This window comes from Paraburkholderia aspalathi, from assembly GCF_900116445.1.
Lineage (GTDB): Bacteria > Pseudomonadota > Gammaproteobacteria > Burkholderiales > Burkholderiaceae > Paraburkholderia > Paraburkholderia aspalathi.
Map to the genome: position 1 here is coordinate 60,878 of NZ_FPBH01000027.1, position 26,691 is coordinate 87,568.

33 protein-coding genes are annotated in these 26,691 nt (G+C 62.9%); 32 read left to right on the top strand and 1 reads right to left on the bottom strand.

What is annotated here, in order from left to right:
- The first annotated feature begins 153 nt into the window (after positions 1–153).
- From BM438_RS32670 to tatC, 29 genes are all read left to right on the top strand, one after another.
- Positions 154–1,284 (top strand): FAD-dependent oxidoreductase, encoded by a 1,131-nt coding sequence (locus BM438_RS32670; RefSeq protein ID WP_093643429.1) that lies wholly within the window; start codon positions 154–156, stop codon positions 1,282–1,284.
- An 84-nt stretch (positions 1,285–1,368) separates the two neighbouring features.
- A complete protein-coding gene (gene thiS, locus BM438_RS32675; RefSeq protein WP_028199627.1) occupies positions 1,369–1,566 on the top strand; it encodes a sulfur carrier protein ThiS in 198 nt (65 codons plus the stop codon).
- Positions 1,567–1,605: 39 nt separating this feature from the next.
- The gene (locus BM438_RS32680) at positions 1,606–2,421 is read left to right on the top strand and encodes a thiazole synthase (protein WP_054036603.1); all 816 of its coding nucleotides are present in this window, start codon (positions 1,606–1,608) and stop codon (positions 2,419–2,421) included.
- Complete coding sequence (thiE, locus tag BM438_RS32685; protein WP_093643431.1) at positions 2,418–3,521, top strand: thiamine phosphate synthase; 1,104 nt, start codon at positions 2,418–2,420, stop codon at positions 3,519–3,521. Before BM438_RS32680 ends, thiE begins: the two co-directional genes overlap by 4 nt.
- Positions 3,522–3,615: 94 nt before the next feature.
- Complete coding sequence (locus BM438_RS32690) at positions 3,616–4,437, top strand: ABC transporter ATP-binding protein (RefSeq protein WP_093643433.1); 822 nt, start codon at positions 3,616–3,618, stop codon at positions 4,435–4,437.
- Positions 4,434–5,201 carry a lipid asymmetry maintenance ABC transporter permease subunit MlaE gene (gene mlaE / locus BM438_RS32695; protein ID WP_054036607.1) on the top strand — a complete coding sequence of 256 codons (768 nt, stop codon included), beginning with the start codon at positions 4,434–4,436 and terminating at the stop codon, positions 5,199–5,201. The genes BM438_RS32690 and mlaE overlap by 4 nt, the downstream gene beginning before the upstream one ends.
- A 91-nt stretch (positions 5,202–5,292) precedes the next feature.
- The gene (mlaD, locus tag BM438_RS32700) at positions 5,293–5,856 is read left to right on the top strand and encodes an outer membrane lipid asymmetry maintenance protein MlaD (protein WP_093643575.1); all 564 of its coding nucleotides are present in this window, start codon (positions 5,293–5,295) and stop codon (positions 5,854–5,856) included.
- Between the two features lie 11 nt (positions 5,857–5,867).
- Positions 5,868–6,887 (top strand): MlaA family lipoprotein, encoded by a 1,020-nt coding sequence (locus BM438_RS32705; protein WP_093643435.1) that lies wholly within the window; start codon positions 5,868–5,870, stop codon positions 6,885–6,887.
- Between the two features lie 118 nt (positions 6,888–7,005).
- On the top strand, positions 7,006–7,638 hold the full coding sequence (locus BM438_RS32710; protein WP_093643437.1) for an MlaC/ttg2D family ABC transporter substrate-binding protein: 633 nt from the start codon (positions 7,006–7,008) through the stop codon (positions 7,636–7,638).
- The gene (locus BM438_RS32715; RefSeq protein ID WP_093643439.1) at positions 7,635–7,928 is read left to right on the top strand and encodes an STAS domain-containing protein; all 294 of its coding nucleotides are present in this window, start codon (positions 7,635–7,637) and stop codon (positions 7,926–7,928) included. Before BM438_RS32710 ends, BM438_RS32715 begins: the two co-directional genes overlap by 4 nt.
- A gap of 170 nt (positions 7,929–8,098) precedes the next feature.
- Positions 8,099–9,031: an ABC transporter ATP-binding protein gene (locus BM438_RS32720; protein ID WP_093643441.1), complete on the top strand. Its 933-nt coding sequence runs from the start codon at positions 8,099–8,101 to the stop codon at positions 9,029–9,031.
- Positions 9,028–9,783 (top strand): ABC transporter permease, encoded by a 756-nt coding sequence (locus tag BM438_RS32725; RefSeq protein ID WP_093643443.1) that lies wholly within the window; start codon positions 9,028–9,030, stop codon positions 9,781–9,783. Before BM438_RS32720 ends, BM438_RS32725 begins: the two co-directional genes overlap by 4 nt.
- 15 nt (positions 9,784–9,798) lie before the next feature.
- Positions 9,799–10,038: a BolA family protein gene (locus tag BM438_RS32730; protein ID WP_054036615.1), complete on the top strand. Its 240-nt coding sequence runs from the start codon at positions 9,799–9,801 to the stop codon at positions 10,036–10,038.
- Positions 10,039–10,056: 18 nt separating this feature from the next.
- On the top strand, positions 10,057–11,412 hold the full coding sequence (gene murA / locus BM438_RS32735) for a UDP-N-acetylglucosamine 1-carboxyvinyltransferase (RefSeq protein ID WP_372342006.1): 1,356 nt from the start codon (positions 10,057–10,059) through the stop codon (positions 11,410–11,412).
- Positions 11,409–12,104 carry an ATP phosphoribosyltransferase gene (gene hisG, locus BM438_RS32740; RefSeq protein WP_093643445.1) on the top strand — a complete coding sequence of 232 codons (696 nt, stop codon included), beginning with the start codon at positions 11,409–11,411 and terminating at the stop codon, positions 12,102–12,104. The genes murA and hisG overlap by 4 nt, the downstream gene beginning before the upstream one ends.
- A 60-nt stretch (positions 12,105–12,164) precedes the next feature.
- Entirely contained in the window at positions 12,165–13,487 is a 1,323-nt protein-coding gene (gene hisD / locus BM438_RS32745; RefSeq protein ID WP_093643447.1) for a histidinol dehydrogenase, read from the top strand.
- Between the two features lie 182 nt (positions 13,488–13,669).
- Positions 13,670–14,740: a histidinol-phosphate transaminase gene (gene hisC / locus BM438_RS32750; RefSeq protein WP_093643450.1), complete on the top strand. Its 1,071-nt coding sequence runs from the start codon at positions 13,670–13,672 to the stop codon at positions 14,738–14,740.
- Between the two features lie 111 nt (positions 14,741–14,851).
- Positions 14,852–15,439: an imidazoleglycerol-phosphate dehydratase HisB gene (gene hisB, locus BM438_RS32755; RefSeq protein ID WP_054036619.1), complete on the top strand. Its 588-nt coding sequence runs from the start codon at positions 14,852–14,854 to the stop codon at positions 15,437–15,439.
- Positions 15,440–15,498: 59 nt separating this feature from the next.
- A complete protein-coding gene (locus BM438_RS32760) occupies positions 15,499–16,119 on the top strand; it encodes a MarC family protein (RefSeq protein ID WP_093643453.1) in 621 nt (206 codons plus the stop codon).
- Positions 16,116–16,757 (top strand): imidazole glycerol phosphate synthase subunit HisH, encoded by a 642-nt coding sequence (gene hisH, locus BM438_RS32765; RefSeq protein ID WP_093643455.1) that lies wholly within the window; start codon positions 16,116–16,118, stop codon positions 16,755–16,757. The genes BM438_RS32760 and hisH overlap by 4 nt, the downstream gene beginning before the upstream one ends.
- Positions 16,758–16,971: 214 nt before the next feature.
- Positions 16,972–17,724 carry a 1-(5-phosphoribosyl)-5-[(5-phosphoribosylamino)methylideneamino]imidazole-4-carboxamide isomerase gene (gene hisA, locus BM438_RS32770; protein WP_054036624.1) on the top strand — a complete coding sequence of 251 codons (753 nt, stop codon included), beginning with the start codon at positions 16,972–16,974 and terminating at the stop codon, positions 17,722–17,724.
- Positions 17,725–17,952: 228 nt separating this feature from the next.
- Positions 17,953–18,726, top strand: a complete 774-nt coding sequence (gene hisF / locus BM438_RS32775) for an imidazole glycerol phosphate synthase subunit HisF (protein ID WP_054036627.1) — start codon at positions 17,953–17,955, stop codon at positions 18,724–18,726.
- 1 nt (position 18,727) lies between these two features.
- Positions 18,728–19,138, top strand: a complete 411-nt coding sequence (gene hisI / locus BM438_RS32780) for a phosphoribosyl-AMP cyclohydrolase (RefSeq protein WP_200650951.1) — start codon at positions 18,728–18,730, stop codon at positions 19,136–19,138.
- The gene (locus tag BM438_RS32785) at positions 19,135–19,527 is read left to right on the top strand and encodes a phosphoribosyl-ATP diphosphatase (protein ID WP_093643457.1); all 393 of its coding nucleotides are present in this window, start codon (positions 19,135–19,137) and stop codon (positions 19,525–19,527) included. The genes hisI and BM438_RS32785 overlap by 4 nt, the downstream gene beginning before the upstream one ends.
- A 105-nt stretch (positions 19,528–19,632) precedes the next feature.
- Complete coding sequence (locus tag BM438_RS32790; RefSeq protein WP_063497496.1) at positions 19,633–20,028, top strand: DUF4870 family protein; 396 nt, start codon at positions 19,633–19,635, stop codon at positions 20,026–20,028.
- 82 nt (positions 20,029–20,110) lie between these two features.
- On the top strand, positions 20,111–20,476 hold the full coding sequence (locus tag BM438_RS32795) for a histidine triad nucleotide-binding protein (protein WP_012434499.1): 366 nt from the start codon (positions 20,111–20,113) through the stop codon (positions 20,474–20,476).
- Positions 20,477–20,743: 267 nt separating this feature from the next.
- The gene (gene tatA / locus BM438_RS32800) at positions 20,744–20,983 is read left to right on the top strand and encodes a Sec-independent protein translocase subunit TatA (protein WP_093643459.1); all 240 of its coding nucleotides are present in this window, start codon (positions 20,744–20,746) and stop codon (positions 20,981–20,983) included.
- A 39-nt stretch (positions 20,984–21,022) separates the two neighbouring features.
- The gene (gene tatB, locus BM438_RS32805) at positions 21,023–21,541 is read left to right on the top strand and encodes a Sec-independent protein translocase protein TatB (protein ID WP_093643461.1); all 519 of its coding nucleotides are present in this window, start codon (positions 21,023–21,025) and stop codon (positions 21,539–21,541) included.
- A gap of 34 nt (positions 21,542–21,575) precedes the next feature.
- Positions 21,576–22,355 (top strand): twin-arginine translocase subunit TatC, encoded by a 780-nt coding sequence (gene tatC / locus BM438_RS32810; RefSeq protein ID WP_054036635.1) that lies wholly within the window; start codon positions 21,576–21,578, stop codon positions 22,353–22,355.
- A gap of 106 nt (positions 22,356–22,461) precedes the next feature.
- On the opposite strand, the gene BM438_RS32815 is transcribed toward tatC, so the two are convergent.
- The gene (locus tag BM438_RS32815; RefSeq protein ID WP_054036636.1) at positions 22,462–23,685 is read right to left on the bottom strand and encodes a Do family serine endopeptidase; all 1,224 of its coding nucleotides are present in this window, start codon (positions 23,683–23,685) and stop codon (positions 22,462–22,464) included.
- Between the two features lie 19 nt (positions 23,686–23,704).
- Here BM438_RS32815 and BM438_RS32820 point away from each other — a divergent pair, with 19 nt between their 5' ends.
- From BM438_RS32820 to BM438_RS32830, 3 genes are all read left to right on the top strand, one after another.
- Entirely contained in the window at positions 23,705–24,451 is a 747-nt protein-coding gene (locus BM438_RS32820; protein WP_093643463.1) for a Nif3-like dinuclear metal center hexameric protein, read from the top strand.
- A gap of 221 nt (positions 24,452–24,672) precedes the next feature.
- The gene (petA, locus tag BM438_RS32825; RefSeq protein WP_093643465.1) at positions 24,673–25,293 is read left to right on the top strand and encodes a ubiquinol-cytochrome c reductase iron-sulfur subunit; all 621 of its coding nucleotides are present in this window, start codon (positions 24,673–24,675) and stop codon (positions 25,291–25,293) included.
- A complete protein-coding gene (locus tag BM438_RS32830) occupies positions 25,293–26,672 on the top strand; it encodes a cytochrome b (protein ID WP_054036639.1) in 1,380 nt (459 codons plus the stop codon). The genes petA and BM438_RS32830 overlap by 1 nt, the downstream gene beginning before the upstream one ends.
- The last annotated feature ends 19 nt before the right edge of the window (positions 26,673–26,691 follow it).

Consider the following 26,691-nt stretch of genomic DNA (forward strand, 5'->3'; position numbering starts at 1 on the left):
CCTGGGTACGTGCGTTTTTTTGCCGTACGGAAAGGACTCGATGACCGCCTATTCTTCAGACATGTGTTTTGCTCTTCACGGCGTTTTCGTCGGTTGTGTCGGCGCGCCGGGCTGTTTTAGCGTTGCTTGCCGTTGTGACCCGGAGCGCACGCGATGAATCGTTTAGCTCAACCCGATTTCGCCGTGCTCGGCGGTGGGCTGTGCGGGCGTCTCGTCGCGTGGCGCCTCGCCGGTGAAGGGCATCGCGTGGCGCTCTATGAGCGCGGCGACGCCGCAGGTACGCAATCCGCGGCCTGGGTCGCCGCCGCCATGCTGGCGCCGCTCGCCGAAGCCGCCAGTGCTGAACTGCTGATCACCCGTCTGGGCGCAAGTTCGCTCGACACCTGGCCGCGCGTGCTGGCCGAATTGCCCGAACCGGTGTTCTTCCAGCGCAATGGCACGCTGGTCGTATGGCATCACGCCGATCGCACCGAAGCGCCGCTGTTCGAACGCCGGGTGCGCTCGAACGCACCGGCTGAATTGCTCGACGGCGGCTTCGTGACGCTGGCGGGCGCTCAGGTCGGCGCTGCCGAACCCGCATTGGCGGGCCGCTTCAACCAGGGCTGGCTGCTGCCGCGCGAAGGCCAACTGGATAACCGTCAGGTGTTGACCGCGCTCGCGGCAGGCCTCGCCCAGCGCGGTGTCGAAACGCACTGGAACACGCCAGTCGACGATCATGCGCTGCCGGCCGCACGCATCACGATCGACTGCCGGGGTTTGGGCGCGAAGCCGGTGCTGCCGACGTTGCGGGGGATCCGCGGTGAAGTCGCCCGCGTGCATGCGCCGGGTATCAAGCTGACGCGGCCGGTGCGTCTGCTGCATCCGCGCTACCCGCTGTATATCGCGCCGAAGCAGGACGATCTCTACGTGATCGGCGCGACCGAAGTGGAAGGCGAGGACATGTCGCCGGTCAGCGTGCGCTCGGCGCTCGAGTTGCTGAGCGCGGCGTTTTCCGTGCATCCCGGCTTCGGCGAGGCCCGCATCCTCGAACTGAATTCGCAGTGCCGCCCGACTTTGCCGGACCACCGTCCGGCCTTGCTGTGGGATGGCGCGCAGACATTGCGCGTGAACGGCCTGTACCGGCACGGCTACATGATCGTGCCCGAAGTCGCCGGCGAAGCCGTGCGCTTCGCCGCCGCGCTGCTCGACGGCCGCATCGGCGATGCCGATGCTTTCGCTGACTGGCAAAATGCCGCGCGCTGGAGCGAGCTGTTTCAACTGGACGCCACGCGGGAGCCGGCATGAGCGTTGCGCGCCTGCCGGCGAAATAACCGCAGGCAAAACAGGCGGACGCCGCTGCCCCAATCGACTGAACCGTATTTGAACACCATGGACATTCATATCAATCAGAAGCCGTTGTCGTTGCCCGAAGGCGCGACTGTCGCCGATGCGCTCGCCGCGTTCGGCGCGCGTCCGCCGTTCGCGGTCGCGCTGAACGGCGATTTCGTCGCACGCACCCAGCATGCGGCGCGCGCGCTGCAGCCGGGCGACAAGCTCGACGTCGTGCAACCCGTGGCCGGCGGTTAAGCCCCGCGCCACGCCTTGCCGGAGACCAGGATTATGCAAATGACTGCCCCCCAAACCGCCGACGCGCTCACGCTCTACGGCCAGACTTTCGCGAGCCGCGTGCTGCTCGGCACCTCGCGCTATCCATCGCTGCAATCGCTATCCGATTCGATCGACGCCGCGCAGCCCGGCATGGTGACCGTTGCGCTGCGCAGGCAGATGAACGAAGGCGGCGCCGAAGCCGGTTTCTTCGATCTGCTCAAGCGCCACGGCGTACCGCTGTTGCCCAATACCGCCGGCTGCCTGACCGTCGGCGAGGCGGTGACGACCGCGCATATGGCGCGCGAGATTTTCGAAACCGAGTGGATCAAGCTCGAACTGATCGGCGACGACTACACGCTGCAGCCTGATCCGGTCGGCCTGATCGAAGCGGCCACGCAGCTGATCAAGGACGGCTTCAAGGTGCTCCCGTATTGCACCGAAGATCTGGTGATCGGCCGCCGCCTGCTCGATGCGGGCTGTGAAGCGCTGATGCCGTGGGGCGCGCCGATCGGCACCGGCAAGGGCGTCATCAATCCGTACGGCCTGCGCGTGTTGCGCGAGCGCTTGCCCGACGTGCCGCTGATCGTCGACGCCGGCCTCGGCGTGCCGTCGCACGCGGCGCAAGTGATGGAGTGGGGCTTCGACGGCGTGCTGCTGAACACTGCCGTTTCGCAGGCGACGCACCCCGACGCGATGGCGCGCGCCTTTGCGCTGGGCGTCGAAGCGGGCCGCCAGGCCTTTCTGGCGGGGCCGATGGCCGAGCGCGAAAGCGCGCACGCGAGCACGCCGGTGGTCGGCATGCCGTTCTGGCACCAAGACGGGAGCGCCGCATGACGCAAACTTTGCCTTTGACTGGCCGCGACCTCTTCTGGCCGCCTGCCGATGAACTCACCGAAGCCGCCGAGCGGATCCGCGCCCGCCTGGGCGAGTGGCCGCCAACCCACGCGCCGTGGCGCATCTGCCTGACCGCGCCGGACGAGCCGAACGGCGGCGACCTGATCATCGTCGCCGACGCGCAGCAGCATGGCGAGCAGGTGGCGCGCTGGCAGGTGCAGGGCGCAGGCGTGATCGTCGCCGCCGAGAACGCGGCGACGCTGCATCTGGGCGGCGAGAAATACAGTCTGGAGGGCCATCTGGCGGAAGACTGGATTCCCGCGCTGGCGGCGTTTCTGGATTGCGGCTTCGATCCACACGACGCGCTGGTCCTGGCGCTGGCCTGGCGTGACGGCGACGAGACCAAAGCGGACGACGCCTTTCCGGACGATATCGCGCACTTCCCACGCCTCGCCGGTCTGCCGGCCGCGCCGGCGCAAGCGTTCGCGCGTTGCCCTGACCGGCTCGGCCTGTACCCGGTGCTGCCGACCGCGGAGTGGGTCGAACGGGTGGTGGGCCTAGGCGTGAAAACGGTCCAGTTGCGCCGCAAATCGGCCGAACCCGCCGACGAACTGAAGCGCGAAATCGCCCGCTGTGTCGCCGCGGGCCGTGAGCACGATGCCCAGGTTTTCATCAACGATCACTGGCAAGCCGCTCTGGAAGCGGGCGCTTACGGCGTCCACCTTGGCCAGGAAGACGTGCATACGGCCGATCTGTCGGCACTTGCCGCCGCCGGCATCCGCCTCGGCCTGTCGACGCACGGTTTCTACGAGATTCTGAAAGCACTGCATTTCCGGCCAAGCTACATTGCATTGGGCGCGGTGTTCCCGACTACCACCAAAGTCATGCCGACCGCCCCGCAAGGCCTCAAGCGTCTGGCGCGGTATGTCCGCCTGCTCGACGGCGTCGTGCCGCTGGTGGCGATCGGTGGGATCGATCTGCAGGTGCTGCCGGACGTGCTGGCGACGGGCGTGGGCTGCGCGGCCGTGGTGCGCGCCGTGACCGAAGCCGCCGACCCGGCTGTCGCTGTTTCTGCGCTGCAACATGCGTTTACGCAATAATCGTCAAGTTCAGTAAAGGGACAGGGCACCTCACGGCAGCATTTCCATGATGGCCCTATAATTCGGCCTTCCGTGTAAAAGGACTGTCAGTTTCGTGTCTTCCTCCCCCGAGACCTTACTCGAGCTGCGCGACGTCGACTTCGGTTATGGCGACCGGCTCGTCCTGTCGAACCTGAATCTGCGCTTCAAGCGCGGCCAGGTCGTTGCGGTTATGGGCGGCTCGGGTTGCGGCAAAACCACAGTGCTGCGCCTGATCGGCGGTCTGGTGCGCGCACAACGTGGCCAGATCCTGTTCCAGGGCCAGGACATCGGCGCACAAACGCGCGACGGCCTCTACGCGCTGCGTCGCAAGATGGGCATGCTGTTCCAGTTCGGCGCGCTGTTTACCGACATGTCGGTGTTCGAAAATGTCGCTTTTGCGCTGCGTGAGCACACCGACCTTCCCGAAGAACTGATCCGCGACCTCGTGTTGATGAAGCTCAACGCCGTCGGCTTGCGCGGTGCGCGCGACCTCGCGCCGTCGGAGATTTCGGGCGGTATGGCGCGGCGGGTGGCGCTCGCCCGTGCGATTGCCCTCGACCCTGAGCTGATGATGTACGACGAGCCGTTCGCCGGCCTCGATCCGATCTCGCTCGGCATTACGGCGAACCTGATTCGCGCGCTGAATCAGGCACTTGGCGCGACGTCGATCCTGGTCACGCACGACGTGCCGGAATCGTTCGCAATTGCCGACTACGTCTATTTTCTCGCCAATGGCGGGGTGCATGCCGAAGGCACGCCGGCTGAGCTGCGCGCGTCGACCGATGCTACGGTGCGCCAGTTCATCGACGGCGCGCCGGACGGCCCGTTCAAATTCCACTATCCCAGCAAGACGCCGCTCGCGGCGGATTTCGGTATCGGCGGAGGTCAGTCATGATCAGCGCGCTTGGTCGCTCGGTACTCGACGGGCTGGGAACGGCCGGCTACGCCACGCGGTTCTTCTTCCGGCTGCTGCTCGAGTTTTTCCCGTTGCTGCGCCGGCCGCGCCTTGTCACGAAGCAGATCCACTTCGTGGGTAATTATTCGCTGGTGATCATCGCCGTGTCGGGGCTGTTCGTCGGCTTCGTGCTCGGCTTGCAGGGCTATTACACGCTGAACCGTTACGGTTCCGAACAGGCGTTGGGTCTGCTGGTCGCGCTTTCGCTGGTGCGCGAACTCGGGCCGGTGGTGACGGCGCTCCTGTTTGCGGGCCGCGCCGGCACGTCGCTCACGGCCGAAATCGGCTTGATGAAGGCGGGCGAGCAATTGACCGCGATGGAAATGATGGCGGTGGACCCGGTCAAGGTCGTTGTCGCGCCGCGCTTGTGGGCGGGCATTATTTCCATGCCGATCCTCGCGGCGATTTTCAGCGCGGTCGGCGTGTTCGGCGGTTATGTGGTGGGTGTGCTGCTGATCGGCGTCGATGCCGGCGCGTTCTGGTCGCAGATGCAAGGCGGCGTCGATGTCTGGCGTGACGTGGGCGCCGGGGTCATCAAGAGTGTGGTGTTCGGCCTCGCGGTGACCTTTGTGGCGCTGTTTCAGGGCTACGAAGCCAAGCCGACGCCGGAAGGCGTGTCGCGCGCCACGACCAAGACGGTTGTGTACGCGTCGCTTGCGGTGCTCGGCCTCGATTTTCTGTTGACCGCACTGATGTTCAGCTAAAACTGCGCTGCACGTTTTCGCTCGGCGGGCGCGCCTTGGTTTGCGCGCGACGGAAGCGGGAGCAGCGTGGCGGATTCACTTTGGGATGACGATGAAAAAGACTGCTCTCGACTTCTGGGTCGGCCTGTTCGTGGTGTTGGGTTTCGTGGCGTTGCTGTTTCTCGCGCTGAAGGCCGGCAACATGAGCTCGTTGTCGTTTCAGGCAACGTACCCGGTCAAGCTCAAGTTCGACAATATTGGCGGACTGAAGGCGCGCGCACCGGTGAAGAGCGCGGGCGTGACGGTTGGCCGGGTTGCCTCGATCGGCTTTGACAGCAATGCGTATCAGGCTGTCGTCACGATCGATATCGACAAGCAATACCCGTTTCCGAAAGACACGTCGGCGAAGATCCTGACCTCGGGTCTGCTGGGCGAGCAATACATCGGGCTCGAACCCGGCGGCGATAGCGAGATGCTTAAAGCGGGTGACACGATCTCAATGACACAATCGGCGATCGTGCTGGAAAACCTGATCGGACAATTCCTGTATAGCAAGGCCGCGGACTCGGGCGCATCCAAGTCGGGCGCGGGTTCGGCCGCATCTGGGGCCGCCCCTGCCACGGCGCCCGCGTCGGCGGCGCCGACTCCGCCCGCCTCTGGTGCGGCCGGTCAATAAGGAGAATAAAAATGCAGACCCTACGCAAACGAGGCGTGCGCACCGTCCAGATGGCGACGTTCGCGCTCGCGACCGCTACGCTCGTCGGCTGCTCGACCGTGCAGACGCCGACCAAGGGCGATCCGCTCGAGGGCTTGAACCGTACCATCTTCACCGTCAACGACAAGCTCGACCAGTACGCGCTGAAGCCGGTCGCGAAGGGCTACGTCTTCATCACGCCGCAGCCGGTGCGCGACAGCGTCACCAACTTCTTCTCGAATATCGGCGACGTCTACATCGCGGCAAACAATCTGCTGCAGTTGAAGATCGCCGACGGCGTCGAAGACATCATGCGGATCGTGATCAATACGGTGTTCGGCGTCGGCGGTCTGTTCGACGTGGCGACGCTTGCCAAGCTGCCCAAGCACGACAACGACCTCGGCCTGACGCTCGGTCACTACGGCGTGCCGGCGGGTCCGTACCTCGTGCTGCCGCTGTTCGGGCCGAGCACGCTGCGCGACGCGGTTGGTTCGATCGGCAATTACTATGTGAATCCGCTCAGCTACATTCATCCGGATGGCCTGAGCTGGGCTCTGTACGGCCTGAACGTGGTCAACACGCGCGCGAATCTGCTGAACGCGGGCGACGTGCTGGAAGGCGCAGCGCTGGATAAGTATTCGTTCGTGCGTAATGCGTACCTGCAGCGCCGCCAGTATCTGCTGTCGGATGGCAAGCAGTCGCAGTCGCTGCCGAACTACGGCGACGAAGCACCGCTGCCGAAGTACGACGACGTCGACAGCGGCGCGGCTGCTGCGCCTGCAGGCACGCAGGGCGCTGCCGCGAAAGCATCGGCGGCCTCCGGTGCGACCGCCGCAACGCCGCCGCAAGCTGCTTCAGGTGCAACCGGCACGGCGGCTGCACCTGAAGCAGCCTCGGGCAGCTCCGAAACGCCGCCGCTCGACCTGAACGGCGGTCCAGAAACGACGCAGATCCCGGCCGGCCAACTGGTTCCGCCGACGCGTTTCAGCTTCCCGTCATTCAAATTGCGTTGATCGTGCGGCCGTAACACCTCGATACGACTCTCGCAGTTTGCGCATGGATTGCTGCTGAACTCGCGTGTTAATGTCGGCTCAAACGGTTGCACTATTTTTAAGGCAAGCAAGGTTCGATATGAAAAAACTATTCCTGATTCCGTTGTTCGCAGCGCTGTTCTCGTTCGCCAGTGCCGGTGCATCGGAGCAAGCGGTGGACTCCAATTCGCCGGACGGGCTGATCAAGACCGTCACGCAGCAGGTGATCGATGCGGTGCGCAGCGACAAGTCGATCCAGCAAGGTGACATCTCGCATATCACCCAGCTCGTCAACGAAAAGATCCTGCCGTACACGGATTTCCGCCGCACCACGCAACTGGCGATGGGCCGCAACTGGCGCACCGCGACGCCGGAGCAGCAAAACGCCGTGGTCGAGCAGTTCAAGATGTTGCTGATCCGCACGTATTCGGGCGCGTTGGCACAAGTGCGCGACCAGCAGATCCAGTACAAGCCGTTCCGGATGAACCCGGACGACACCGACACGGTGGTGCGCTCGGTGGTGATGAACAACGGCTCGCCGATCGAACTCGACTATCGTCTGTACAAGACGCCGAACGGCTGGCGTGTGTATGACATCAACGTACTCGGCGCGTGGCTGATCCAGGCGTATCAGCAACAGTTCAACGAGCAGATCCAGCAGAAGGGCGTGGACGGACTGATCCAGTTCCTCACGCAGCGTAACCAGCAACTCGCCTCGGGCAAGCAGTCGTGAGCGAAGTGCTGAACGCCGTCGCCAGCCGCTTCGAAAGCGGCGCGACGCTGACCCACGAGAGCGCGAAAGCCGCGTTCGAGGCGGGTTTGCAGCGCATCGCTGCGGGCGCGACCGGCGTGGATTGCGCGCCGCTCGCGCAATTCGACTCGTCCGCGCTGGCCGTCCTGCTCGCGTGGGAGCGTGCCGCCCAGGCGCGCGGCGCCCCGTTCGAGATCGTCAACCTGCCGGCTGGTCTCGCCAGCCTTGCACAAGCCTACGGCGTCGACACACTCATCTCGACGCGACATTGACGCTCCCATAGCGTCACTTCCAAACGCCCCGGCCGAGCCGGGGCTGCTGATTTTTGCCCTATAATCAAACGTTTTTCGGGGCATATAACCGGCCCCAATTTCGTCCCTTCCAGCACTTTTGCGCCCCCTCGGGGCTCCTTTAGGCGCCGCGACGCACGCGGCCCACAGTCATGTCAGCCATAGAAATTCGTAACGTCAAGAAGCGCTACAAGGACTTGCAGGCGCTCAAGGGCGTCAGCCTCACGGTGGAAGAAGGCGAGTTCTTCGGACTGCTCGGTCCGAACGGCGCGGGCAAGACAACGCTCATCAGCATACTCGCCGGTCTCGCGCGCGCCGATGAAGGCAGCATCGCGGTACGTGGCCATGACGTAGTCAGCGATTTCCGCGACGCGCGCCGTGCGCTTGGCGTCGTGCCGCAGGAACTCGTGTTCGATCCCTTCTTCACGGTACGCGAAACCTTGCGCATCCAGTCCGGCTACTACGGGCTGCGCAATAACGACGCGTGGATCGACGAGATCATGGCCAATCTCGACCTCACCGAGAAAGCCGACGCCAACATGCGCGCGCTGTCGGGCGGCATGAAGCGCCGCGTGCTCGTGGCGCAGGCGCTGGTGCACCGGCCGCCGGTGATCGTGCTGGATGAGCCGACCGCGGGCGTCGACGTCGAGCTGCGTCAAACCTTGTGGAAATTCATCTCGCGCCTGAATCGCGAAGGCCACACGATCGTGCTGACCACGCACTATCTGGAAGAAGCCGAATCGCTGTGCGACCGCATCGCGATGTTGCGGCGGGGCGAGGTCGTCGCGCTCGAGCGCACCAGCACGCTGCTGCAGCGCTTTGCCGGCATGCAGCTGTTCCTGCGCTTTACGCAAGGCGCGTTGCCGGTCGAGTTGCGTCCGCTCGAAGTGGAAAGCGGCACGGGCAACGGCAATGGCCGGCAGCATCTGCTGCGGCTCGCGAGCTATGACGACGTCGAGCGCATTCTCGCGCAGTGCCGCGCAGCGGGCTGCGCATTCGAAGAAATCGAGGTCCGCAAAGCCGACCTCGAAGATGTGTTCGTTCAGGTGATGAACGGTCCGGAAGTGATCGAGGGGCTGGCATGAGCGGCTTTCGCACGCTGTTTTACAAGGAAATCCTGCGTTTCTGGAAGGTGTCGTTCCAGACCGTGCTGGCGCCGGTCATCACCGCGCTGCTGTATCTGACGATTTTCGGCCACGCGCTGCGCGGTCACGTTCAGGTCTATCCGGGTGTCGAGTACACGAGCTTCCTGATTCCCGGTCTCGTGATGATGAGCGTCCTGCAGAACGCGTTTGCGAATAGCTCGTCCTCGTTGATCCAGTCGAAGATCACGGGCAACCTGGTGTTCGTGCTGCTGCCGCCGTTGTCGCACTACGAGATGTTTGGTGCCTATGTGCTCGCTGCCGTGGCGCGGGGTCTCGCGGTCGGCTTCGGTGTGTTCATCGTGACGATCTGGTTCGTGCCGGTCAGCTTCAGCGCGCCGCTTTACATCATCGCGTTCGCGATTTTCGGCGCGGCGATCCTCGGCACGCTCGGTTTGATCGCCGGCATCTGGGCCGAAAAGTTCGATCAGCTTGCTGCATTTCAAAACTTTCTGATTATGCCGCTCACGTTCCTCTCGGGCGTGTTCTACTCGACGCATACGCTGCCACCGGTGTGGCGCGAAGTGTCGCGGCTCAATCCCTTTTTCTACATGATCGACGGCTTTCGCTACGGTTTCTTCGGGATGTCGGATATCAATCCGCTCGTGAGCCTTGCGATCGTTGCCGGTTTCTTTGTGGTGCTGGCCGTGGTGGCGATGCGCATGCTCGCCTCCGGCTACAAACTGCGCCACTGATCAGGAGCATCTCTCATGTTGCCGACTCCCGAACAGGTCAAGCAATACATCGCGGCTGGGCTCGCTTGCCAGCATCTCGAAGTCGAAGGCGACGGTCAGCATTTCTTTGCGACCATCGTTGCCGAGAGCTTCGAAGGCAAGCGTCTGATCCAGCGCCACCAACTCGTGTATGCGGCGCTCGGCGACCGCATGCGCGAAGAAATCCACGCGCTCAGCATGAAGACGCTGACGCCCGCCGAATGGCAGAACGCGTAATCTGGAAATTTAGTGCGAATTACTCAAGAAGGGCGCGACGCCGGTAGCGGCGCGTCGAACACAGTCAAAGCGGGCCCGGCGGAAGTCCGGGTCAATCAGGAACTGACAGGCATGGATAAACTCGTCATTGAAGGTGGCTACCCGCTGTCGGGTGAAGTCGTCGTCTCAGGTGCCAAGAACGCGGCGTTGCCGATTCTGTGCGCGAGTCTGCTGAGCGCGGAGCCGGTGCATCTGGAGAACGTGCCCGACCTGCAGGACGTGCGCACGATGCTCAAGCTGCTCGGCCAGATGGGCGTGCAGATCGAGAGCGGCGAGGGCCGCGTGTCGCTGGATGCATCGAAGGTCGATAACCTCGTCGCGCCGTACGAAATGGTGAAGACCATGCGTGCGTCGATCCTCGTGCTCGGCCCGCTGGTCGCGCGCTTCGGTCACGCTCGCGTGTCGCTGCCGGGCGGCTGCGCAATCGGCGCGCGTCCGGTGGATCAGCACATCAAGGGTCTGCAGGCCATGGGCGCCGAGATCACGATCGAGCACGGCTTCATCGAAGCGCGCGCGAAGCGTCTGAAGGGCGCGCGCATCGTGACCGACATGATCACCGTGACGGGCACCGAAAACCTGCTGATGGCAGCGGTGCTGGCTGAGGGCGAAACGGTCATCGAGAACGCCGCGCGTGAGCCGGAAGTGGGCGACCTCGCGCATCTGCTGGTCGAGATGGGCGCAAAGATCGAAGGCATCGGCACCGACCGCCTGGTGATCCAGGGCGTCGACAAGCTGCATGGCGCAAAGCACACGGTGATTCCGGATCGTATCGAAGCCGGTACGTTCCTGTGCGCGGTCGCGGCTGCCGGCGGCGATGTCACATTGCGTAAGGTACGTCCGCTGATTCTGGAAGCGGTAACCGAAAAGCTGCGCGAAGCCGGTGTTACGATCGAAGAGGGCGAAGACTGGATGCGCGTGCGCATGGACAAGCGCCCGAGCGCGGTGAGCTTCCGCACGTCCGAATACCCGGCGTTCCCGACCGACATGCAGGCGCAGTTCATGGCGCTCAACACGCTCGCGGACGGCACCTCGCAAGTCGTCGAGACGATCTTCGAGAACCGCTACATGCACGTCCAGGAATTGAACCGCCTCGGCGCGAACATCACGATCGACGGCAACACAGCGCTCGTGACCGGCGTCGAGAAGCTGTCCGGCGCGAAGGTGATGGCGACCGACCTGCGTGCGTCGGCGAGCCTCGTGATCGCCGCGCTGCGTGCCGAAGGTGAAACGCTGATCGACCGTATCTATCACCTGGATCGCGGCTACGACCGGATGGAAACCAAGCTCAACGCCATCGGCGCCAAGGTGCGCCGTATCTCGGGGAGCCAGGCATGAGTTCGATGCCGCAAACGTCGTCGTCGCCGGCCGTGAGCGCACCGCTCACGCTGGCTTTGTCGAAAGGGCGTATCTTCGAAGAGACGCTGCCGCTGCTCGCCGCAGCGGGCATTGAAGTCGCCGAAGATCCGGAAACCTCGCGCAAGCTGATTCTGCCGACTACCGACGCGAACGTGCGCGTGATCATCGTGCGTGCGACCGACGTGCCGACCTACGTCGAATACGGCGCGGCCGACTTCGGCGTGGCCGGCAAAGACGTGTTGCTCGAGCACGGCGGCAGCGGGCTGTATCAGCCGGTCGATCTGGATATCGCGCGTTGCCGGATGTCGGTCGCGGTGGCGGCCGGTTTCGATTACGCGAACGCGGTGCGCCAGGGCGCGCGTCTGCGCGTGGCGACCAAGTATGTTGAAACGGCACGCGAGCATTTTGCCGCCAAGGGCGTGCACGTCGACCTGATCAAGCTTTACGGTTCGATGGAACTGGCGCCGCTGGTCGGCCTCGCCGACGCGATCGTCGACCTGGTGAGCTCGGGTAATACCTTGCGTGCCAACAATCTTGTCGAGGTGGAAGAGATCATGCAGATTTCGTCGCGCCTCGTTGTAAACCAGGCCGCGCTGAAGCTCAAGCGCGCGGCGCTGCGGCCGATCCTCGATGCGTTCGAACGCGCGTCGAAGGCCGGCGCTGCGGCCTGAAAAGTTTGACCACGCTCGTTTGACTACGCTTTAGCGCGCCTTACCGAAACGGATACCCGTATGTCTATCAAGATTCGCAAACTCGATTCCAGCGCTCCCGACTTCCAGAAGTCGCTGCACGCGGTGCTCGCGTTCGAGGCGAGCGAAGACGAAGCAATCGAGCGCTCGGTCGCGCAGATTCTCAACGACGTGAAGGCACGCGGCGATGCTGCGGTGCTCGAGTACACGAACCGCTTCGACCGCGTCGATGCGAAGAGCGTCGCGGCGCTCGAGCTGCCGATGTCCGAACTGGAAGCGGCGCTCGAAGGCCTGGAGCCAAAGCGCCGCGCGGCGCTCGAAGCGGCGGCGGCGCGTGTGCGCGGTTACCACGAGAAGCAGAAGATCGAGTGCGGCAGCCATAGCTGGCAGTACACGGAAGCCGACGGCACCGTGCTCGGCCAGAAGGTCACGCCGCTGGATCGCGCGGGTATCTACGTGCCGGGCGGCAAGGCGGCGTATCCGTCGTCGGTGCTGATGAACGCGATTCCGGCGCGGGTGGCCGGTGTGCGCGAAATCGTCATGGTCGTGCCCACGCCGGACGGCGTGAAGAATCCGTTGGTGCTGGCGGCCGCGTTGCTGGGTGGCGTGGATCGCGTGTTCACGATCGGCGGCGCGCAGGCGGTGGGCGCGTTGGCGTACGGCACGGAAACGGTGCCCGCGGTGGACAAGATCTGCGGCCCCGGCAACGCCTATGTCGCATCGGCCAAGCGCCGGGTGTTCGGCACGGTCGGCATCGACATGATCGCCGGACCGTCGGAGATTCTTGTGCTGTGCGACGGTACGACGGACCCGCGCTGGATCGCGATGGACCTGTTCTCGCAAGCCGAGCACGACGAGCTCGCGCAATCCATCCTGCTGTGCCCGGACGATGCATTCATCGCCCGCGTGCGTGATGCGATCAACGAACTGCTGCCGACCATGCCACGGCAGGACGTGATCCGCGCATCGCTCGAAGGCCGCGGTGCGTTGATCAAGGTGCGCGATATGGCCGAAGCCTGCGCGATCGCTAACGACATCGCCCCGGAACACCTCGAAATCTCCGCACTGGAACCGCATCAATGGGGCCAGCTGATCCGCCATGCCGGCGCGATCTTCCTCGGCCGCTACACCAGTGAAAGCCTCGGCGACTACTGCGCGGGGCCGAATCACGTGCTGCCTACGTCTCGTACCGCACGGTTCTCGTCACCGCTCGGCGTTTACGATTTCTTCAAGCGTTCGAGCGTGATCGAGGTCAGTGCGGAAGGCGCGCAGACGCTTGGCGAGATCGCCGCCGAACTCGCTTACGGCGAAGGCCTGCAGGCGCATGCCCGCAGCGCCGAATACCGGATGCGGCAGAACGGCTAAGCGCGGCTGACCCCGACAGACCGGCGTACGGAGCGGGCGGGCATCGAACCGGTGTCCGCAAACTCTGGCGACGGATTACGCGCGGTTTCCCGTTAAATAACGACAATACAGACCAACCTGGGGCAGTCCGCAAGCCGCCGATTCCCGGCCGGCGTCTCCCGTGCGGCCCGGTCCACTGACTTATGACGACACCTCAAGACATCATCCGCCGCGACGTGCTCGCGATGACGAGCTACCCGGTTCCGGACGCCACGGGCTATATCAAGCTCGATGCGATGGAAAATCCGTTTTCGCTGCCGCCGGTGCTCGCCGCCCATCTGGGCGAGCATCTGGCCGGCGTTGCGCTGAACCGCTACCCGGCGCCGCGCCCGGAAGCGCTGATCGAAAAGATCAAGCGCGTGATGGGTGTGCCCGCGGGTTGCGACGTGCTGCTCGGCAACGGCTCGGATGAAATCATCAGCATGGTGTCGGTGGCGTGCGCGAAGCCGGGCGCCAAGGTGCTCGCGCCGATGCCGGGTTTCGTCATGTATCAGATGTCGGCGAAGCTGGCGAATCTGGAATTCATCGGCGTACCGCTGAAGCCCGATTTCACGCTCGACACCGAAGCGATGCTGGCGGCGATCGCCGAGCATGAACCGGCGGTCATCTATCTGGCCTATCCGAACAACCCGACCGGCACGCTGTACGACGACGCGGATATGGAGCGCATCATCGCCGCGGCGAACAAAAGCCTAGTGGTGATCGACGAGGCCTACCAGCCGTTTGCGCAGCAAAGCTGGCTGCCGCGCGCCGATGCGTTCGACAACGTCGTCGTGATGCGTACGGTGTCCAAGCTCGGTCTGGCCGGCATCCGCCTGGGTTATCTGGTCGGCAAGCCCACCTGGCTCACCGAATTCGACAAGGTGCGGCCGCCCTACAACACCAACGTGCTGACGCAAGCGGCGGCCGATTTCCTGCTCGACCACGTCGACGTGCTTGACGCCCAGGCCGAGCAACTGCGCGAAGAACGCACGAAACTCGCGCAGGCCGTGGCCCAATTGCCGGGCGCCGAAGTGTTCCCGAGCGCCGGCAACTTCCTGCTGGTGCGGGTGCCTGACGCATCCGTTATGTTCGAAACGCTGCTGGCAGCACGGGTTTTGATCAAAAACGTGAGTAAAATGCATCCATTGCTGGTCAATTGCGTGCGTTTGACCGTCGGTTCGCCCGAAGAAAACGCCCAATTGGTCGCTGGACTGAAACTCGTGTTGCACTGAACGGCGAGCTGAATGGCCGCGTGAGCGCTTTTCCGTACTGCGAAAAGTGTGCGCGGCCCGCCTTCCCATCCCACACTACTATCGCTTTCTAGCTAGATTCGAGGAATTACCATGCGCCTTGCGGAAGTCGTTCGCAACACAAGCGAAACGCAGATCCGTGTGAAGATCAATCTGGACGGCACCGGTCAGCAGAAGCTGGCCACCGGTGTGCCGTTTCTTGATCACATGCTCGACCAGATCGCACGACACGGCTTGTTCGATCTCGACATCGAAGCGCATGGCGACCTCGAAATCGACGACCACCACACGGTCGAAGACGTCGGCATCACGCTTGGCCAGGCTGTCGCGAAGGCAATTGGCGACCGCAAGGGCATCCGCCGCTACGGTCATTCTTACGTGCCGCTCGACGAAGCGCTGTCGCGCGTTGTGATCGATTTTTCCGGACGTCCGGGTCTCGAATTCCATGTGCCGTTCACGCGCGCGCGCATCGGCACGTTCGACGTCGATCTCTCCATCGAATTTTTCCGCGGCTTCGTCAATCACGCCGGCGTCACGCTGCATATCGACAACCTGCGCGGCCTGAACGCCCATCATCAGATGGAAACGGTGTTCAAGGCCTTCGGACGTGCATTGCGCATGGCCGTCGAGATGGACGAACGCGCGGCGGGACAGATTCCGTCGACCAAGGGCAGCCTTTAAGCGCTCATTTACCAGCCTCGTGACCAGGACCGGCTGCGCTTGCCCGCACCCGGTGTGCGATGGATATTCTGAAGTCGTTTATTTCGCTGCTGGCGTTGATCAACCCGGTCGGCGCCATCCCGTTCTTTATGAGCTTGACGGCGCTTCAGAGCGACGCCGAGCGGCGTAAAACAATCCGCATCGCGGCAATTTCGGTGTTCTGCGTGATTGCGGTGACCACGCTGCTCGGACAGCAGATCATTAGTTTCTTCGGCATTTCGGTCGGCTCGCTCGAAGTGGGCGGCGGGATCATCATGCTGCTGATGGCCATCAACATGCTGAACGCGCAGATCGGCAACAGCCGTTCGACGGCGGAAGAGCGCGACGAGGCCGAGCAGAAAAACAACATCGCGGTTGTACCGCTGGCGATTCCGCTGTTGACCGGCCCGGGCGCGATCAGCACCACGATCATTTACGCGGCCGGCTCGGCGCACTGGTACGACCGGCTGAGCCTTGTCGCGATCGGTGCGGTGCTGGCGGCGATCTGCTTTTTTTCGCTGCGCCTCGCTGAACCGATCGCCCGCTGGGTCGGTCGCACGGGTATCAACATCGGTACGCGGCTCATGGGTTTGATGTTATCGGCGCTGGCGGTGGAATTCATCGTCGATGGATTGAAGGCATTGCTGCCTAACTTGAAATGAAAACTTCGATAGCGATTGTGGATTACGGAATGGGCAACCTGCGCTCGGTTGCTCAGGCATTGCGCAAAGCCGCGCCGGAAGCGGACGTGGCGATCGTCGATCAGCCCGAAGCGATCCGCTCGGCCGACCGAGTGGTGCTGCCCGGCCAGGGCGCCATGCCCGACTGCATGCGCAGTCTGGCCGAATCCGGCCTGCAGGAGGCGGTCATCGAAGCCTCGCGCAGCAAGCCGCTGATGGGCGTGTGCGTCGGCGAGCAGATGCTGTTCGACTGGAGCGCCGAGGGTGATACGCCCGGTCTGGGTCTGTTGCCCGGCAAGGTGCTGCGCTTCGACCTGGAAGGTCAGGTACAAGACGACGGCTCGCGTTTCAAGGTCCCGCAAATGGGCTGGAACCGCGTGCGCCAGGCGCAGCCGCATCCGTTGTGGGACGGCGTCGCGGATAACGCGTTCTTCTACTTCGTGCACAGCTATTACGTCGTGCCGGACAACGCCGCCCATACCTCGGGCGAAACGGTGTACGGTGTGCCCTTTACCTCGGCGGTGGCGCGGGATAACATCTTCGCGACCCAATTCCACCCGGAAAAGAGCGCCGAAGCGGGGCTGCGCGTGTATCGCAACTTCGTGCACTGGAACCCGTGAGCGCCTTTCTTCATCCTGTTGCCCAACGCCGTTCCGCCACACGCGGAGCGTCGGCCGTGCGCCACAGCCGCAGCAAGACGATTTCGCTTCACTACGGCGCTCCGCAAGGGCGTCGAAAGAGTTGTACTAAACTAGCGAAACGGCGTTATGGCGAGCTGGCTTGTCAGCCGCTGCCGCCGACCTTCAACCACCTCCCAGACAACACCCGATTGCTATGCTGCTGATTCCCGCCATCGACCTGAAAGATGGTCACTGTGTACGCCTCAAACAGGGCGATATGGACCAGGCGACGATATTTTCCGAGGAACCGGCGGCGATGGCCCGGCATTGGGTCGATCGCGGCGCCCGCCGTCTGCACCTCGTCGACCTGAATGGCGCGTTCGCCGGCAAGCCGAAAAATGAAGACGCGATTCGCGCGATCATCGAGGAAGTGGGTGGTGAGATTCCCGTCCAGCTGGGCGGCGGCATCCGCGATCTGAACACGATCGAGCGCTATCTGGACGACGGTTTGTCGTACGTCATCATCGGCACGGCGGCGGTGAAGAATCCCGGCTTCCTGCAGGATGCGTGCACGGCTTTCGGCGGCCATATCATCGTCGGTCTGGACGCGAAAGACGGCAAGGTCGCGACCGATGGCTGGAGCAAGCTGACCGGCCATGAAGTGGCCGATCTGGCGCGCAAGTTCGAGGATTACGGCTGCGAGTCGATCATCTACACCGACATCGGCCGCGACGGCATGCTCCAGGGCATCAACATCGAAGCCACGGTGCGCCTCGCTCGCGCGGTGAAGATTCCGGTGATCGCGAGCGGCGGTTTGTCGAACCTCGCGGACATCGAGTCGCTGTGCGAAGTCGAAGACGAAGGCATCGAAGGCGTGATCTGCGGCCGGGCAATCTACTCGGGCGATCTGGACTTCGCAGCGGCGCAAACCCTCGCCGACCGGTTGCGCGAATCGGACGACGCTTAAGGCTCTTGGTTCGAAGCGTCGCGATCGGCCCGGAATCGACGCAGCAGCGGGCTTCGGACTTTAAAAGCGGACGCAACGGCGTGTCCCGAAAGCGCGTCAAGCCGCCAGCTGGTGTCTTCGGCACATTTCCGGCTTGCGGCCTGACGCGGCGAGCAGCGCCGGCACAGTGCCGCTCGTAAAGATTCAGGCGAGCGGCCTCATCAGCGGTATTGGCAGAATTGCACGATTATGGCTCTAGCTAAACGCATCATCCCCTGTCTCGACGTCACGGCTGGCCGCGTGGTCAAGGGCGTCAACTTCGTCGAACTGCGCGATGCGGGCGACCCGGTCGAAATTGCGCGCCGCTACGACGATCAGGGCGCCGACGAACTGACCTTCCTTGACATCACCGCCACCTCCGACCAGCGCGATCTGATTCTGCCGATCATCGAAGCGGTCGCTTCCCAGGTGTTCATTCCGCTGACGGTCGGCGGCGGCGTGCGCGCTGTCGAAGATGTGCGGCGGCTGTTGAACGCGGGTGCGGACAAGATCAGCATGAACTCGTCGGCGGTCGCGAATCCGCAACTCGTGCGCGACGCGACGGACAAATACGGCTCGCAATGCATCGTCGTCGCCATCGACGCGAAGCGCGTCTCCGCGGACGGCGAACCGCCGCGCTGGGAAGTCTTCACGCACGGCGGGCGCAAGGCCACCGGCCTCGAAGCCGTTGAATGGGCGCGCAAGATGGCCGAACTGGGCGCCGGAGAAATCCTGCTGACCAGCATGGACCGCGACGGCACCAAGAGCGGCTTCGATCTCGCGCTCACGCGGGCAGTGTCCGACGCGGTGTCGATTCCGGTGATCGCCTCGGGTGGTGTCGGCTCGCTGCAGCATCTGGCCGACGGCATCAAGAGTGGTCACGCGGACGCAGTGCTCGCCGCCAGCATCTTCCACTACGGCGAACACACCGTGGGCGAGGCCAAGCGCTTCATGGCCGATCAAGGCATTTCGGTGAGGTTGTGACGTGGTGAATTCCTCGGCAGTAGAGTGGCTCGACAAGGTCCGGTGGGACGCGAACGGCCTCGTGCCGGTGATCGCGCAGGAAGCCTCGACCAACGACGTGCTGATGTTCGCGTGGATGAATCGCGAAGCTTTGGCGAAAACCGTCGAATCCGGCCGCGCGGTGTATTTCTCGCGCTCGCGCCAACGCTTGTGGTTCAAGGGCGAAGAGTCCGGTCACGTGCAGCATGTGCATGAAGTGCGGCTCGATTGCGACGAAGACGTCGTGCTGCTGAAGGTCGAGCAGGTGTCGGGCATTGCGTGCCACACCGGCCGCCACTCGTGTTTTTTCCAGAAATTCGAAGGCACGGTTGAAGATGGCGACTGGGTCGCCGTCGATCCCGTGCTGAAAGACCCCGAACACATCTACAAATGACGCAATCCACGCAATCCACCGACTCGGCTTCGTCCACCAAGGACACGCTGCTGCGCCTCGCGGCCATCATCGACAGCCGCAAGGGCGGCGATCCGGACGTCTCGTACGTGTCGCGCCTGTTCCACAAAGGCGATGACGCGATTCTCAAGAAGATCGGCGAAGAGGCCACCGAAGTCGTGCTGGCCGCCAAAGACACCCGCCACGGCGGCGCGCCGAAAGCGCTGGTCGGCGAAGTGGCGGACCTCTGGTTCCACTGTCTCGTGATGCTGTCGCATTTCGACCTGAGCCCGGCGGACGTGCTTGCCGAACTCGAGCGTCGCGAAGGCTTGTCGGGCATCGAGGAGAAGGCGCTGCGCAAGAGCCGCGAGCGCGAAGAGAACGGCGACTGATTGTCGCCACCTTGTCGTTACCTTGCCGCCGCGTCTTGAAGTGGCGAACGTCGGCACCCACATTGCACTGAACGAACAGGATCGCATCCTCGGGAGGACGCAAGCATGGAACAGTCGCAAGGAAATTATCCGCCGCCGGTCTACCGCAACGCGATCGAGCCAGAGCGCGAACGCAGTCTGCGCACGCTCACGCATGTGCTGTACGCGCTATATGCGGTTCATTGGCTGACGGGTGGTCTGACGATTCTGATCGCGATCATCATCAACTACGTGAAGCGGCCCGATGTGGTGGGCACGCCTTACGAAGCGCATTTCGAGTGGCAGATCCGCTCGTTCTGGATGGCCTTGCTGGGTTATGCGATCGGCGGTGTGCTGCTGTTCGTGGTGATCGGCATTCCGGTCCTGTGGGCCGTCAGCATCTGGATGTTGTACCGTATTATCAAAGGCTGGCTGTATCTGTACGATAACAAGCCGCTCGCGAACCCGCGTGGCTGGTTCTGAGTTGAGTCCGGCTGCGGCCGGGCCGGATATGAGCCGTGCCGCATCACGCTTCGCGCTCTAGCCATACTGTGTCAGGAATACGATGAGCCACGACCCGAACTGCCTTTTCTGCAAGATCGCCGCCGGCGAGATTCCGTCGACCAAAGTCCATGAAGACGACGAATTCGTTGCCTTCCGTGATATTCGTCCGGCCGCTGAAACGCACGTGCTGGTGATTCCCCGCAAACACATCGCCACGCTGTCGAATTGCACCGAAAGCGACGCACCGCTGCTTGGTAGAATGCTTGTTCTGGTGGCGCGTCTGGCCGACCAGCTGGGCGTGGCGTACACCGGCGGCGAAACCGGTTTTCGTACGGTCATCAATACGGGGCCGGGCGGTGGCCAAGAGGTGTATCACCTGCATGCGCACATCCTCGCCGGGCCGCGTCCGTGGCAGCGCATGGGCTGACGGGCGGGCTGATAGAGCGGGCTCGTAAATAACCGCGAGCTGCGAGGCGCGCAGCGAGTTTTGGCCGTTGAGAATAGCAGGGCCGTTTTTTTGCTGCACTGTAACGACGCCGACGCGATCGTCAGGTCACAATGGCACACCGTGTCGTGGGTTGAATCGAAACAGCTCGCGGCAACGTATAGATGGAGCGTACGCGCTTCGATTCACGCCGCAAGGCGCACGAGTTTTGCCGCATCACGTGCGGTGTCGGGGTTAAGGAGAGTAGTCATGGGTTCGTTGAGCATTTGGCATTGGCTGATCGTGTTGCTGATCGTGGCGCTCGTGTTCGGCACGAAGAAGCTGCGCAATATCGGCACCGATCTGGGTGGCGCGGTGAAGGGCTTCAAGGAAGGCATGAAGGAAGCCGAAACGCCCGCAGGCGAAGCGCAGCAGCGCGAACTGCCGCGCAATGGCGCGGTAGATGTGGATGCGAAGGAAAAGACGCCGCGTTCCGGCGATTACCGCTAAGCCGCGGCCCAACCGCGTTACTGACGGACACTTCACTTCATGCTGGACCTCGGTCTAACCAAGATGGCGCTGATCGGCGTCGTCGCGCTGGTCGTACTCGGGCCTGAGCGCCTGCCTCGCGTTGCCCGCACGGCCGGCGCGCTGTTCGGCCGCGCGCAGCGGTATATCAACGACGTGAAGGCCGAAGTCACCCGCGAAATCGAACTCGACGAATTGCGTCGCATGAAAACCGAGTTCGAAGCGGCGGCGAGCAACGTCGAAACCAACGTTCAGGACAATCTGCGCAAGCACGAAACGGAACTGAACGACGCTTGGAATAGCGGCACGTCGGTGTCGCCGAGCATTGCCGGCGGCGCGCTGGAAGATGTCAGCAATTCGCCGTGGCAGACCAGCACGCCACCGTCAGGCCCCAAGCGCAAGAACTGGCGCGTCAAGCAGACCGCCATGCCCACCTGGTACAAGCGCGCCACCACGCGCCGCACGCGTGTGCAGTCGGGCGCGGCGCGCGTGGCGCGGCATACGCCGGCCACCATGCGTCGTCCGACGCGGTTTTTCTGATGATCAGAACGACAATCTCTAACCGAGGGCCGGTGTGAGCGACCCCCAGCAAACCCAGGACGAAGGCACTGAAGAGACCTTCATTTCCCACCTCGTTGAACTGCGCGACCGTATCATCCGCGCCGGCCTTGCCGTCATCGTGGTGTTTGTCGGGCTCGTGTATTGGGCGCCGGATATCTTCCGGCTGCTGGCGCGGCCCTTGATGCAGAATCTGCCGAAGGACGGCAAGATGATCGTCACCGACGTCACCGGCTCGTTCTTCGTGCCGATGAAGGTGACCATGCTCGTCGCCTTCGTGATCGCGCTGCCGATCGTGCTGTACCAGATCTGGGCGTTCGTTGCGCCGGGTCTGTATCAGCACGAGAAGAAGCTGGTCGGGCCGCTGGTGGGCAGCAGCTACACGCTGTTCCTGTGCGGCATGGCGTTCGCGTACTTCGTAGTGTTTCCGACCATCTTTCGCGTGATGGCGCACTACAACGCGCCGCTCGGCGCGGAGATGACCACCGATATCGATAACTACCTGAGCTTCGTGCTCACCATGTTCCTTGCGTTCGGCGTGACGTTCGAAGTGCCGATTGTCGTGGTGCTGCTGGTCCGCATGAACGTGCTGACCATCAAGAAGCTCAAGGAAATCCGGCCGTATGTGATCGTGGGTGCGTTCGTGATTTCGGCGGTGGTGACGCCGCCGGATGTGTTCTCGCAGCTGATTCTGGCGATTCCGCTGATCGTGCTGTACGAGGCGGGCATCATCGCGGCGCGGTTGATTGTCGGCAAGCAGAAACCCGTGATTGCGGAAGATAGTCCGCCAGGTTGAACGGCAGCACAGAGAGACAAACAAAAAAGGGCAGTCCATCACGGACTGCCCTTTTTGTTTGGCGACGGCGTTGCGCGCATCAATAACCGCAACGCCTCTCGCACTATCAACCGCCGTCGTCGTCCTGCTGATCGCCGCCGCCGTTGTCCTCGGCCGGTTGCTTCGGCGGAGGCGGGCGCTTGCCGATCGTCACTTCCAGATCCATCTCGTGGCTCTTGCGCACCAGATGAACCTTCGCCGCCGTGCCCGGCTTGATCTGCGCAATGACGTTCAACAGGCGCGTGGTGTCGGTGATCTCCTGGCCGTTCACGCTCACCAGGATGTCGCCCGGCTTGATACCCGCACGGTCGGCCGGACCGTTCTTCAGCACGCCCGCGACAATCGCGCCCGACTTCTGCTCGAGCCCGAACGATTCGGCGATTTCCGGCGTCACGTCCTGCGGCTCCACGCCGATCCAGCCGCGCGTGACCGAGCCCGTCGTGATGATGCTCTCCAGCACGCTGCGCGCGGTCGAGACCGGAATCGCAAAGCCGATGCCGAGCGAGCCGCCCGAGCGTGAATAGATGGCGGTATTGATGCCGAGCAGATTGCCGTTCACGTCGACCAGCGCACCGCCCGAGTTGCCGGGGTTGATGGCCGCGTCGGTTTGAATGAAGTTTTCGAAGGTGTTGATGCCGAGGTGATTGCGCCCCAGCGCGCTGACAATGCCCATGGTCACCGTCTGGCCGACGCCGAACGGATTGCCGATCGCCAGCACCACGTCGCCCACGCGCGTCTGGTCCATGCGGCCGAGCGTGATGGTGGGCAGGTTGGTCATGTTGACCTTCAGTACGGCCAGATCGGTCTCAGGATCGACGCCGATCACCTTGGCATTGGTGGTGCGGCCGTCGGCGAGCGCGATTTCGATCTGATCGGCGCCGTCCACGACGTGCTGGTTCGTTAGAATGTAACCTTCCGAACTCACTATCACCCCAGAGCCGAGATTCGACGCGGGTTGCTCCTGCTGCTTGCCTTTGTTCTTGTCGCCGAAGAAGTAGCGGAACAGCGGATCTTTCGCGCGTGGGTCGGGTGGCAGCGAGCCATCCTTGCTGGAGAAGACATTGACGACCGCGGGCATGGCCTTTTGCGCGGCGTCTGCATACGACGCCTGTGCAGGACCCGTGCCGATGCCTGGCGCCACTTCCCGAAGGGCGACGATCGGTTCGGCGAGCTGCTTGCCGAATTGCCCTTGACGCTGGAGCCACTGCGGTTTGAGGGTCGCAATGATGAACATCAGCGCCAACAGCACAGTCACCGCTTGGGCAAAGAACAGCCAAAAGCGTCTAAGCATCTGAAGACTAGAGGTTTATATGGATCGGATCGAACTTGAATTGTACTTGAACAATCTCCTTGAAACCGCGCGCTTCAAGGACTATTGCCCCAATGGATTGCAGGTGGAAGGCCGGCGCAGGATCAATAAGCTCGCGACCGGCGTGACGGCTTCCGTGGCCTTTCTCGAAGCCGCGCTCGACTGGGGCGCGGACGCGGTGCTGGTCCATCACGGCTACTTCTGGCGCAACGAGGCGCCGCAGATCACCGGCCGCAAACACGCGCGGCTTAAGCTCCTGATCGCCAACGACCTGAACCTGTTCGCCTATCACCTGCCGCTCGACGACCATCCTGAGTTCGGCAACAACGCGCAGATCGGCGCGAAGATGGGCTGGATCAGCGACGCGCGCTTCGGCGAGAACGATCTCGGCTGGCTCGCCACGTTTCCGATGCCGATCACGCTCGCGCATTTCACCGCGCAAGTCGAGCAGACGCTCGGCCGCGCGCCGCTCGTGTTCGGCGACCCGGATCGCGAACTGCGCCGCGTGGGCTGGTGCACGGGCGCCGCGCAAGGCATGTTCGACGCCGCCATCAATGCCGGCGCGGATGTCTACCTGACCGGCGAAGTGTCGGAGTCGGTAATGCACACCTCGGCGGAAAGCGGCGTGGCGTTCCTCGCGGCCGGCCATCACGCCACCGAGCGTTTCGGCGTCCAAGCGGTGGGCAAGCATCTGTCCGAGCAGTTCGATATCGAACACGTGTTTATCGATATCCCCAATCCCGTCTGAATTGAAAATCGGCATTAGATAAGAAAAAGGCACGAATAACGTAGAGGGCGCTTAAAAGGAGGTGCAAAAAAGTTTGCGATCCGTACGGAGAAACCCTGACTTATCAAGGGCTTCGCACGGTTTTTGGCAATGGGGCCTTGTAAATGCCGACTCCATTCGCGCAAACTAGCGGCGGTAGAAGCGACGTGAAGGAAAAATCCAACTCAGAAGTGGGGCGTGTAATGCGAGACAAGGAAGATGAACGCGTCGACGGCGGCCGCCGTACCTGGCTGATAGCGACGACCGTAGCAGGTGGCATAGGAGGCGTTGCCACTGTCGTACCCTTTGTTGGTTCGTTTGCACCATCTGAAAAGGCCAAGGCGGCAGGCGCCCCGGTCGAAGTCGATATCAGTGATCTCAAACCCGGCGACATGAAGACGGTCGCCTGGCGCGGTAAACCCGTGTGGATCATCAACCGCACCGACAGAATGCTGGCCGATGTCCAGAAAGCCGATAACGAAGTAGCGGATCCCCACACCAAGAATCCTTTTTCGATGCCGTTGCCGGAGTACTGCAACAACGAATTCCGTTCGCGCACCGATCACAAGAATCTTTTCGTCGCCGTCGCCGTGTGCACCCATCTGGGCTGCACGCCGACGCCGCGCTTCCAGGAGGGCGCGCAGCCCAATCTTCCCGACGACTGGCCAGGCGGCTTCCTGTGCCCGTGCCACGGCTCGACCTATGACATGGCCGGCCGCGTCTTCAAGAACAAACCTGCGCCGCAGAACCTCGACATCCCGCCTTACATGTTCACGTCGGCCACCGGCCTCGTGATCGGCAAGGACGAGAAAGGAGAAGCGTAATGGCGATCGAACATGAAGTGGAGACGACCGGGCTGGTCGGCTGGATCGACCGGCGCTTTCCCCTGACGTCTACCTGGAAGAAGCACGTTTCCGAGTACTACGCGCCGAAGAACTTCAACTTCTGGTACTTCTTCGGTTCGCTCGCGTTGCTGGTGCTGGTCAATCAGATCGTCACCGGCATCTTTCTCACGATGAACTACAAGCCCGACGCGACGCTCGCGTTCTCGTCGGTCGAGTACATCATGCGCGAGGTGCCTTGGGGCTGGCTGATCCGCTATATGCACTCCACGGGCGCATCGATGTTCTTCGTCGTCGTGTATCTGCACATGTTCCGCGGGCTGCTGTACGGCTCGTACCGCAAGCCGCGCGAACTGGTATGGGTGTTCGGCTGCGCGATCTTTCTGTGTCTGATGGCCGAGGCGTTCTTCGGCTACCTGCTGCCGTGGGGCCAGATGTCGTTCTGGGGCGCGCAGGTGATCGTGAACCTGTTCTCGGCGATTCCGTTCATCGGACCGGACCTGTCGCTGTGGATTCGCGGCGATTACGTCGTCTCGGACGTCACGCTGAACCGCTTCTTCGCGTTTCACGTGATCGCGATTCCGCTGGTGCTGATCGGGTTGGTGGTCGCGCACCTGGTGGCGCTGCACGAAGTGGGTTCGAACAACCCGGACGGCATCGAGATCAAGGCAAAGAAGGACCCGGACGGCATTCCGCTCGACGGCATCCCGTTCCACCCGTACTACTCGGTGCACGACTTCATGGGCGTGACGGTATTCCTGATCATCTTCGCGGCGATCATCTTTTTCGCGCCGGAGATGGGTGGGTACTTCCTTGAAGCCAACAACTTCATTCCCGCTAATCCGCTGCAAACGCCGCAGGAAATTGCGCCGGTGTGGTACTTCACGGCGTTCTATGCGATGTTGCGCGCCACCACCGATCCATTCAAGATCGTGTTGATGATCATCGTCGCGCTGCTCGGCCTGTTCGCGCTGGTGCGCGCACGCGGCAAATGGAAGCTCGGCTTGCCGGTGCTCGCGGTGCTGGTGGTTCTGGCGATGGCGTTTACCGAATCGAAGTTTTGGGGCGTGGTGGTGATGGGCGGCGCGGTGATCTCGCTGTTCTTCCTGCCGTGGCTCGATCGCTCGCCGGTGAAGTCGATTCGTTACCGGCCGTTTTTTCACAAGGTGTTCTACGGGATCTTCGTGCTCGCTTTCCTGACGTTGGGCTTCCTCGGCACCAAACCGCCGTCGCCTGCCTCGACGTTGATTGCCCAGATCTGCGCGCTGATCTACTTCGCGTTTTTCCTCGGTATGCCCGTCTGGACGCGGCTTGGCACGTTCAAGCAGCCGCCCGAGCGGGTGCGGTTCAAGCCCCACTAATCGCGAGCCCGGAGAACAC

What these genes read in the sequence shown, in the direction of transcription:
- BM438_RS32670 (WP_093643429.1), top strand. Translation starts at nt 154, where the DNA reads ATGAATCGTTTAGCTCAACCCGATTTCGCCGTGCTCGGCGGTGGGCTG.
- thiS (WP_028199627.1), top strand. Translation starts at nt 1,369, where the DNA reads ATGGACATTCATATCAATCAGAAGCCGTTGTCGTTGCCCGAAGGCGCG.
- BM438_RS32680 (WP_054036603.1), top strand. Translation starts at nt 1,606, where the DNA reads ATGACTGCCCCCCAAACCGCCGACGCGCTCACGCTCTACGGCCAGACT.
- thiE (WP_093643431.1), top strand. Translation starts at nt 2,418, where the DNA reads ATGACGCAAACTTTGCCTTTGACTGGCCGCGACCTCTTCTGGCCGCCT.
- mlaE (WP_054036607.1), top strand. Translation starts at nt 4,434, where the DNA reads ATGATCAGCGCGCTTGGTCGCTCGGTACTCGACGGGCTGGGAACGGCC.
- mlaD (WP_093643575.1), top strand. Translation starts at nt 5,293, where the DNA reads ATGAAAAAGACTGCTCTCGACTTCTGGGTCGGCCTGTTCGTGGTGTTG.
- BM438_RS32705 (WP_093643435.1), top strand. Translation starts at nt 5,868, where the DNA reads ATGCAGACCCTACGCAAACGAGGCGTGCGCACCGTCCAGATGGCGACG.
- BM438_RS32710 (WP_093643437.1), top strand. Translation starts at nt 7,006, where the DNA reads ATGAAAAAACTATTCCTGATTCCGTTGTTCGCAGCGCTGTTCTCGTTC.
- BM438_RS32720 (WP_093643441.1), top strand. Translation starts at nt 8,099, where the DNA reads ATGTCAGCCATAGAAATTCGTAACGTCAAGAAGCGCTACAAGGACTTG.
- BM438_RS32725 (WP_093643443.1), top strand. Translation starts at nt 9,028, where the DNA reads ATGAGCGGCTTTCGCACGCTGTTTTACAAGGAAATCCTGCGTTTCTGG.
- BM438_RS32730 (WP_054036615.1), top strand. Translation starts at nt 9,799, where the DNA reads ATGTTGCCGACTCCCGAACAGGTCAAGCAATACATCGCGGCTGGGCTC.
- hisG (WP_093643445.1), top strand. Translation starts at nt 11,409, where the DNA reads ATGAGTTCGATGCCGCAAACGTCGTCGTCGCCGGCCGTGAGCGCACCG.
- hisD (WP_093643447.1), top strand. Translation starts at nt 12,165, where the DNA reads ATGTCTATCAAGATTCGCAAACTCGATTCCAGCGCTCCCGACTTCCAG.
- hisC (WP_093643450.1), top strand. Translation starts at nt 13,670, where the DNA reads ATGACGACACCTCAAGACATCATCCGCCGCGACGTGCTCGCGATGACG.
- hisB (WP_054036619.1), top strand. Translation starts at nt 14,852, where the DNA reads ATGCGCCTTGCGGAAGTCGTTCGCAACACAAGCGAAACGCAGATCCGT.
- BM438_RS32760 (WP_093643453.1), top strand. Translation starts at nt 15,499, where the DNA reads ATGGATATTCTGAAGTCGTTTATTTCGCTGCTGGCGTTGATCAACCCG.
- hisH (WP_093643455.1), top strand. Translation starts at nt 16,116, where the DNA reads ATGAAAACTTCGATAGCGATTGTGGATTACGGAATGGGCAACCTGCGC.
- hisA (WP_054036624.1), top strand. Translation starts at nt 16,972, where the DNA reads ATGCTGCTGATTCCCGCCATCGACCTGAAAGATGGTCACTGTGTACGC.
- hisF (WP_054036627.1), top strand. Translation starts at nt 17,953, where the DNA reads ATGGCTCTAGCTAAACGCATCATCCCCTGTCTCGACGTCACGGCTGGC.
- BM438_RS32785 (WP_093643457.1), top strand. Translation starts at nt 19,135, where the DNA reads ATGACGCAATCCACGCAATCCACCGACTCGGCTTCGTCCACCAAGGAC.
- BM438_RS32790 (WP_063497496.1), top strand. Translation starts at nt 19,633, where the DNA reads ATGGAACAGTCGCAAGGAAATTATCCGCCGCCGGTCTACCGCAACGCG.
- BM438_RS32795 (WP_012434499.1), top strand. Translation starts at nt 20,111, where the DNA reads ATGAGCCACGACCCGAACTGCCTTTTCTGCAAGATCGCCGCCGGCGAG.
- tatA (WP_093643459.1), top strand. Translation starts at nt 20,744, where the DNA reads ATGGGTTCGTTGAGCATTTGGCATTGGCTGATCGTGTTGCTGATCGTG.
- tatB (WP_093643461.1), top strand. Translation starts at nt 21,023, where the DNA reads ATGCTGGACCTCGGTCTAACCAAGATGGCGCTGATCGGCGTCGTCGCG.
- BM438_RS32815 (WP_054036636.1), bottom strand. Translation starts at nt 23,685, where the DNA reads ATGCTTAGACGCTTTTGGCTGTTCTTTGCCCAAGCGGTGACTGTGCTG.
- BM438_RS32820 (WP_093643463.1), top strand. Translation starts at nt 23,705, where the DNA reads ATGGATCGGATCGAACTTGAATTGTACTTGAACAATCTCCTTGAAACC.
- petA (WP_093643465.1), top strand. Translation starts at nt 24,673, where the DNA reads ATGCGAGACAAGGAAGATGAACGCGTCGACGGCGGCCGCCGTACCTGG.
- BM438_RS32830 (WP_054036639.1), top strand. Translation starts at nt 25,293, where the DNA reads ATGGCGATCGAACATGAAGTGGAGACGACCGGGCTGGTCGGCTGGATC.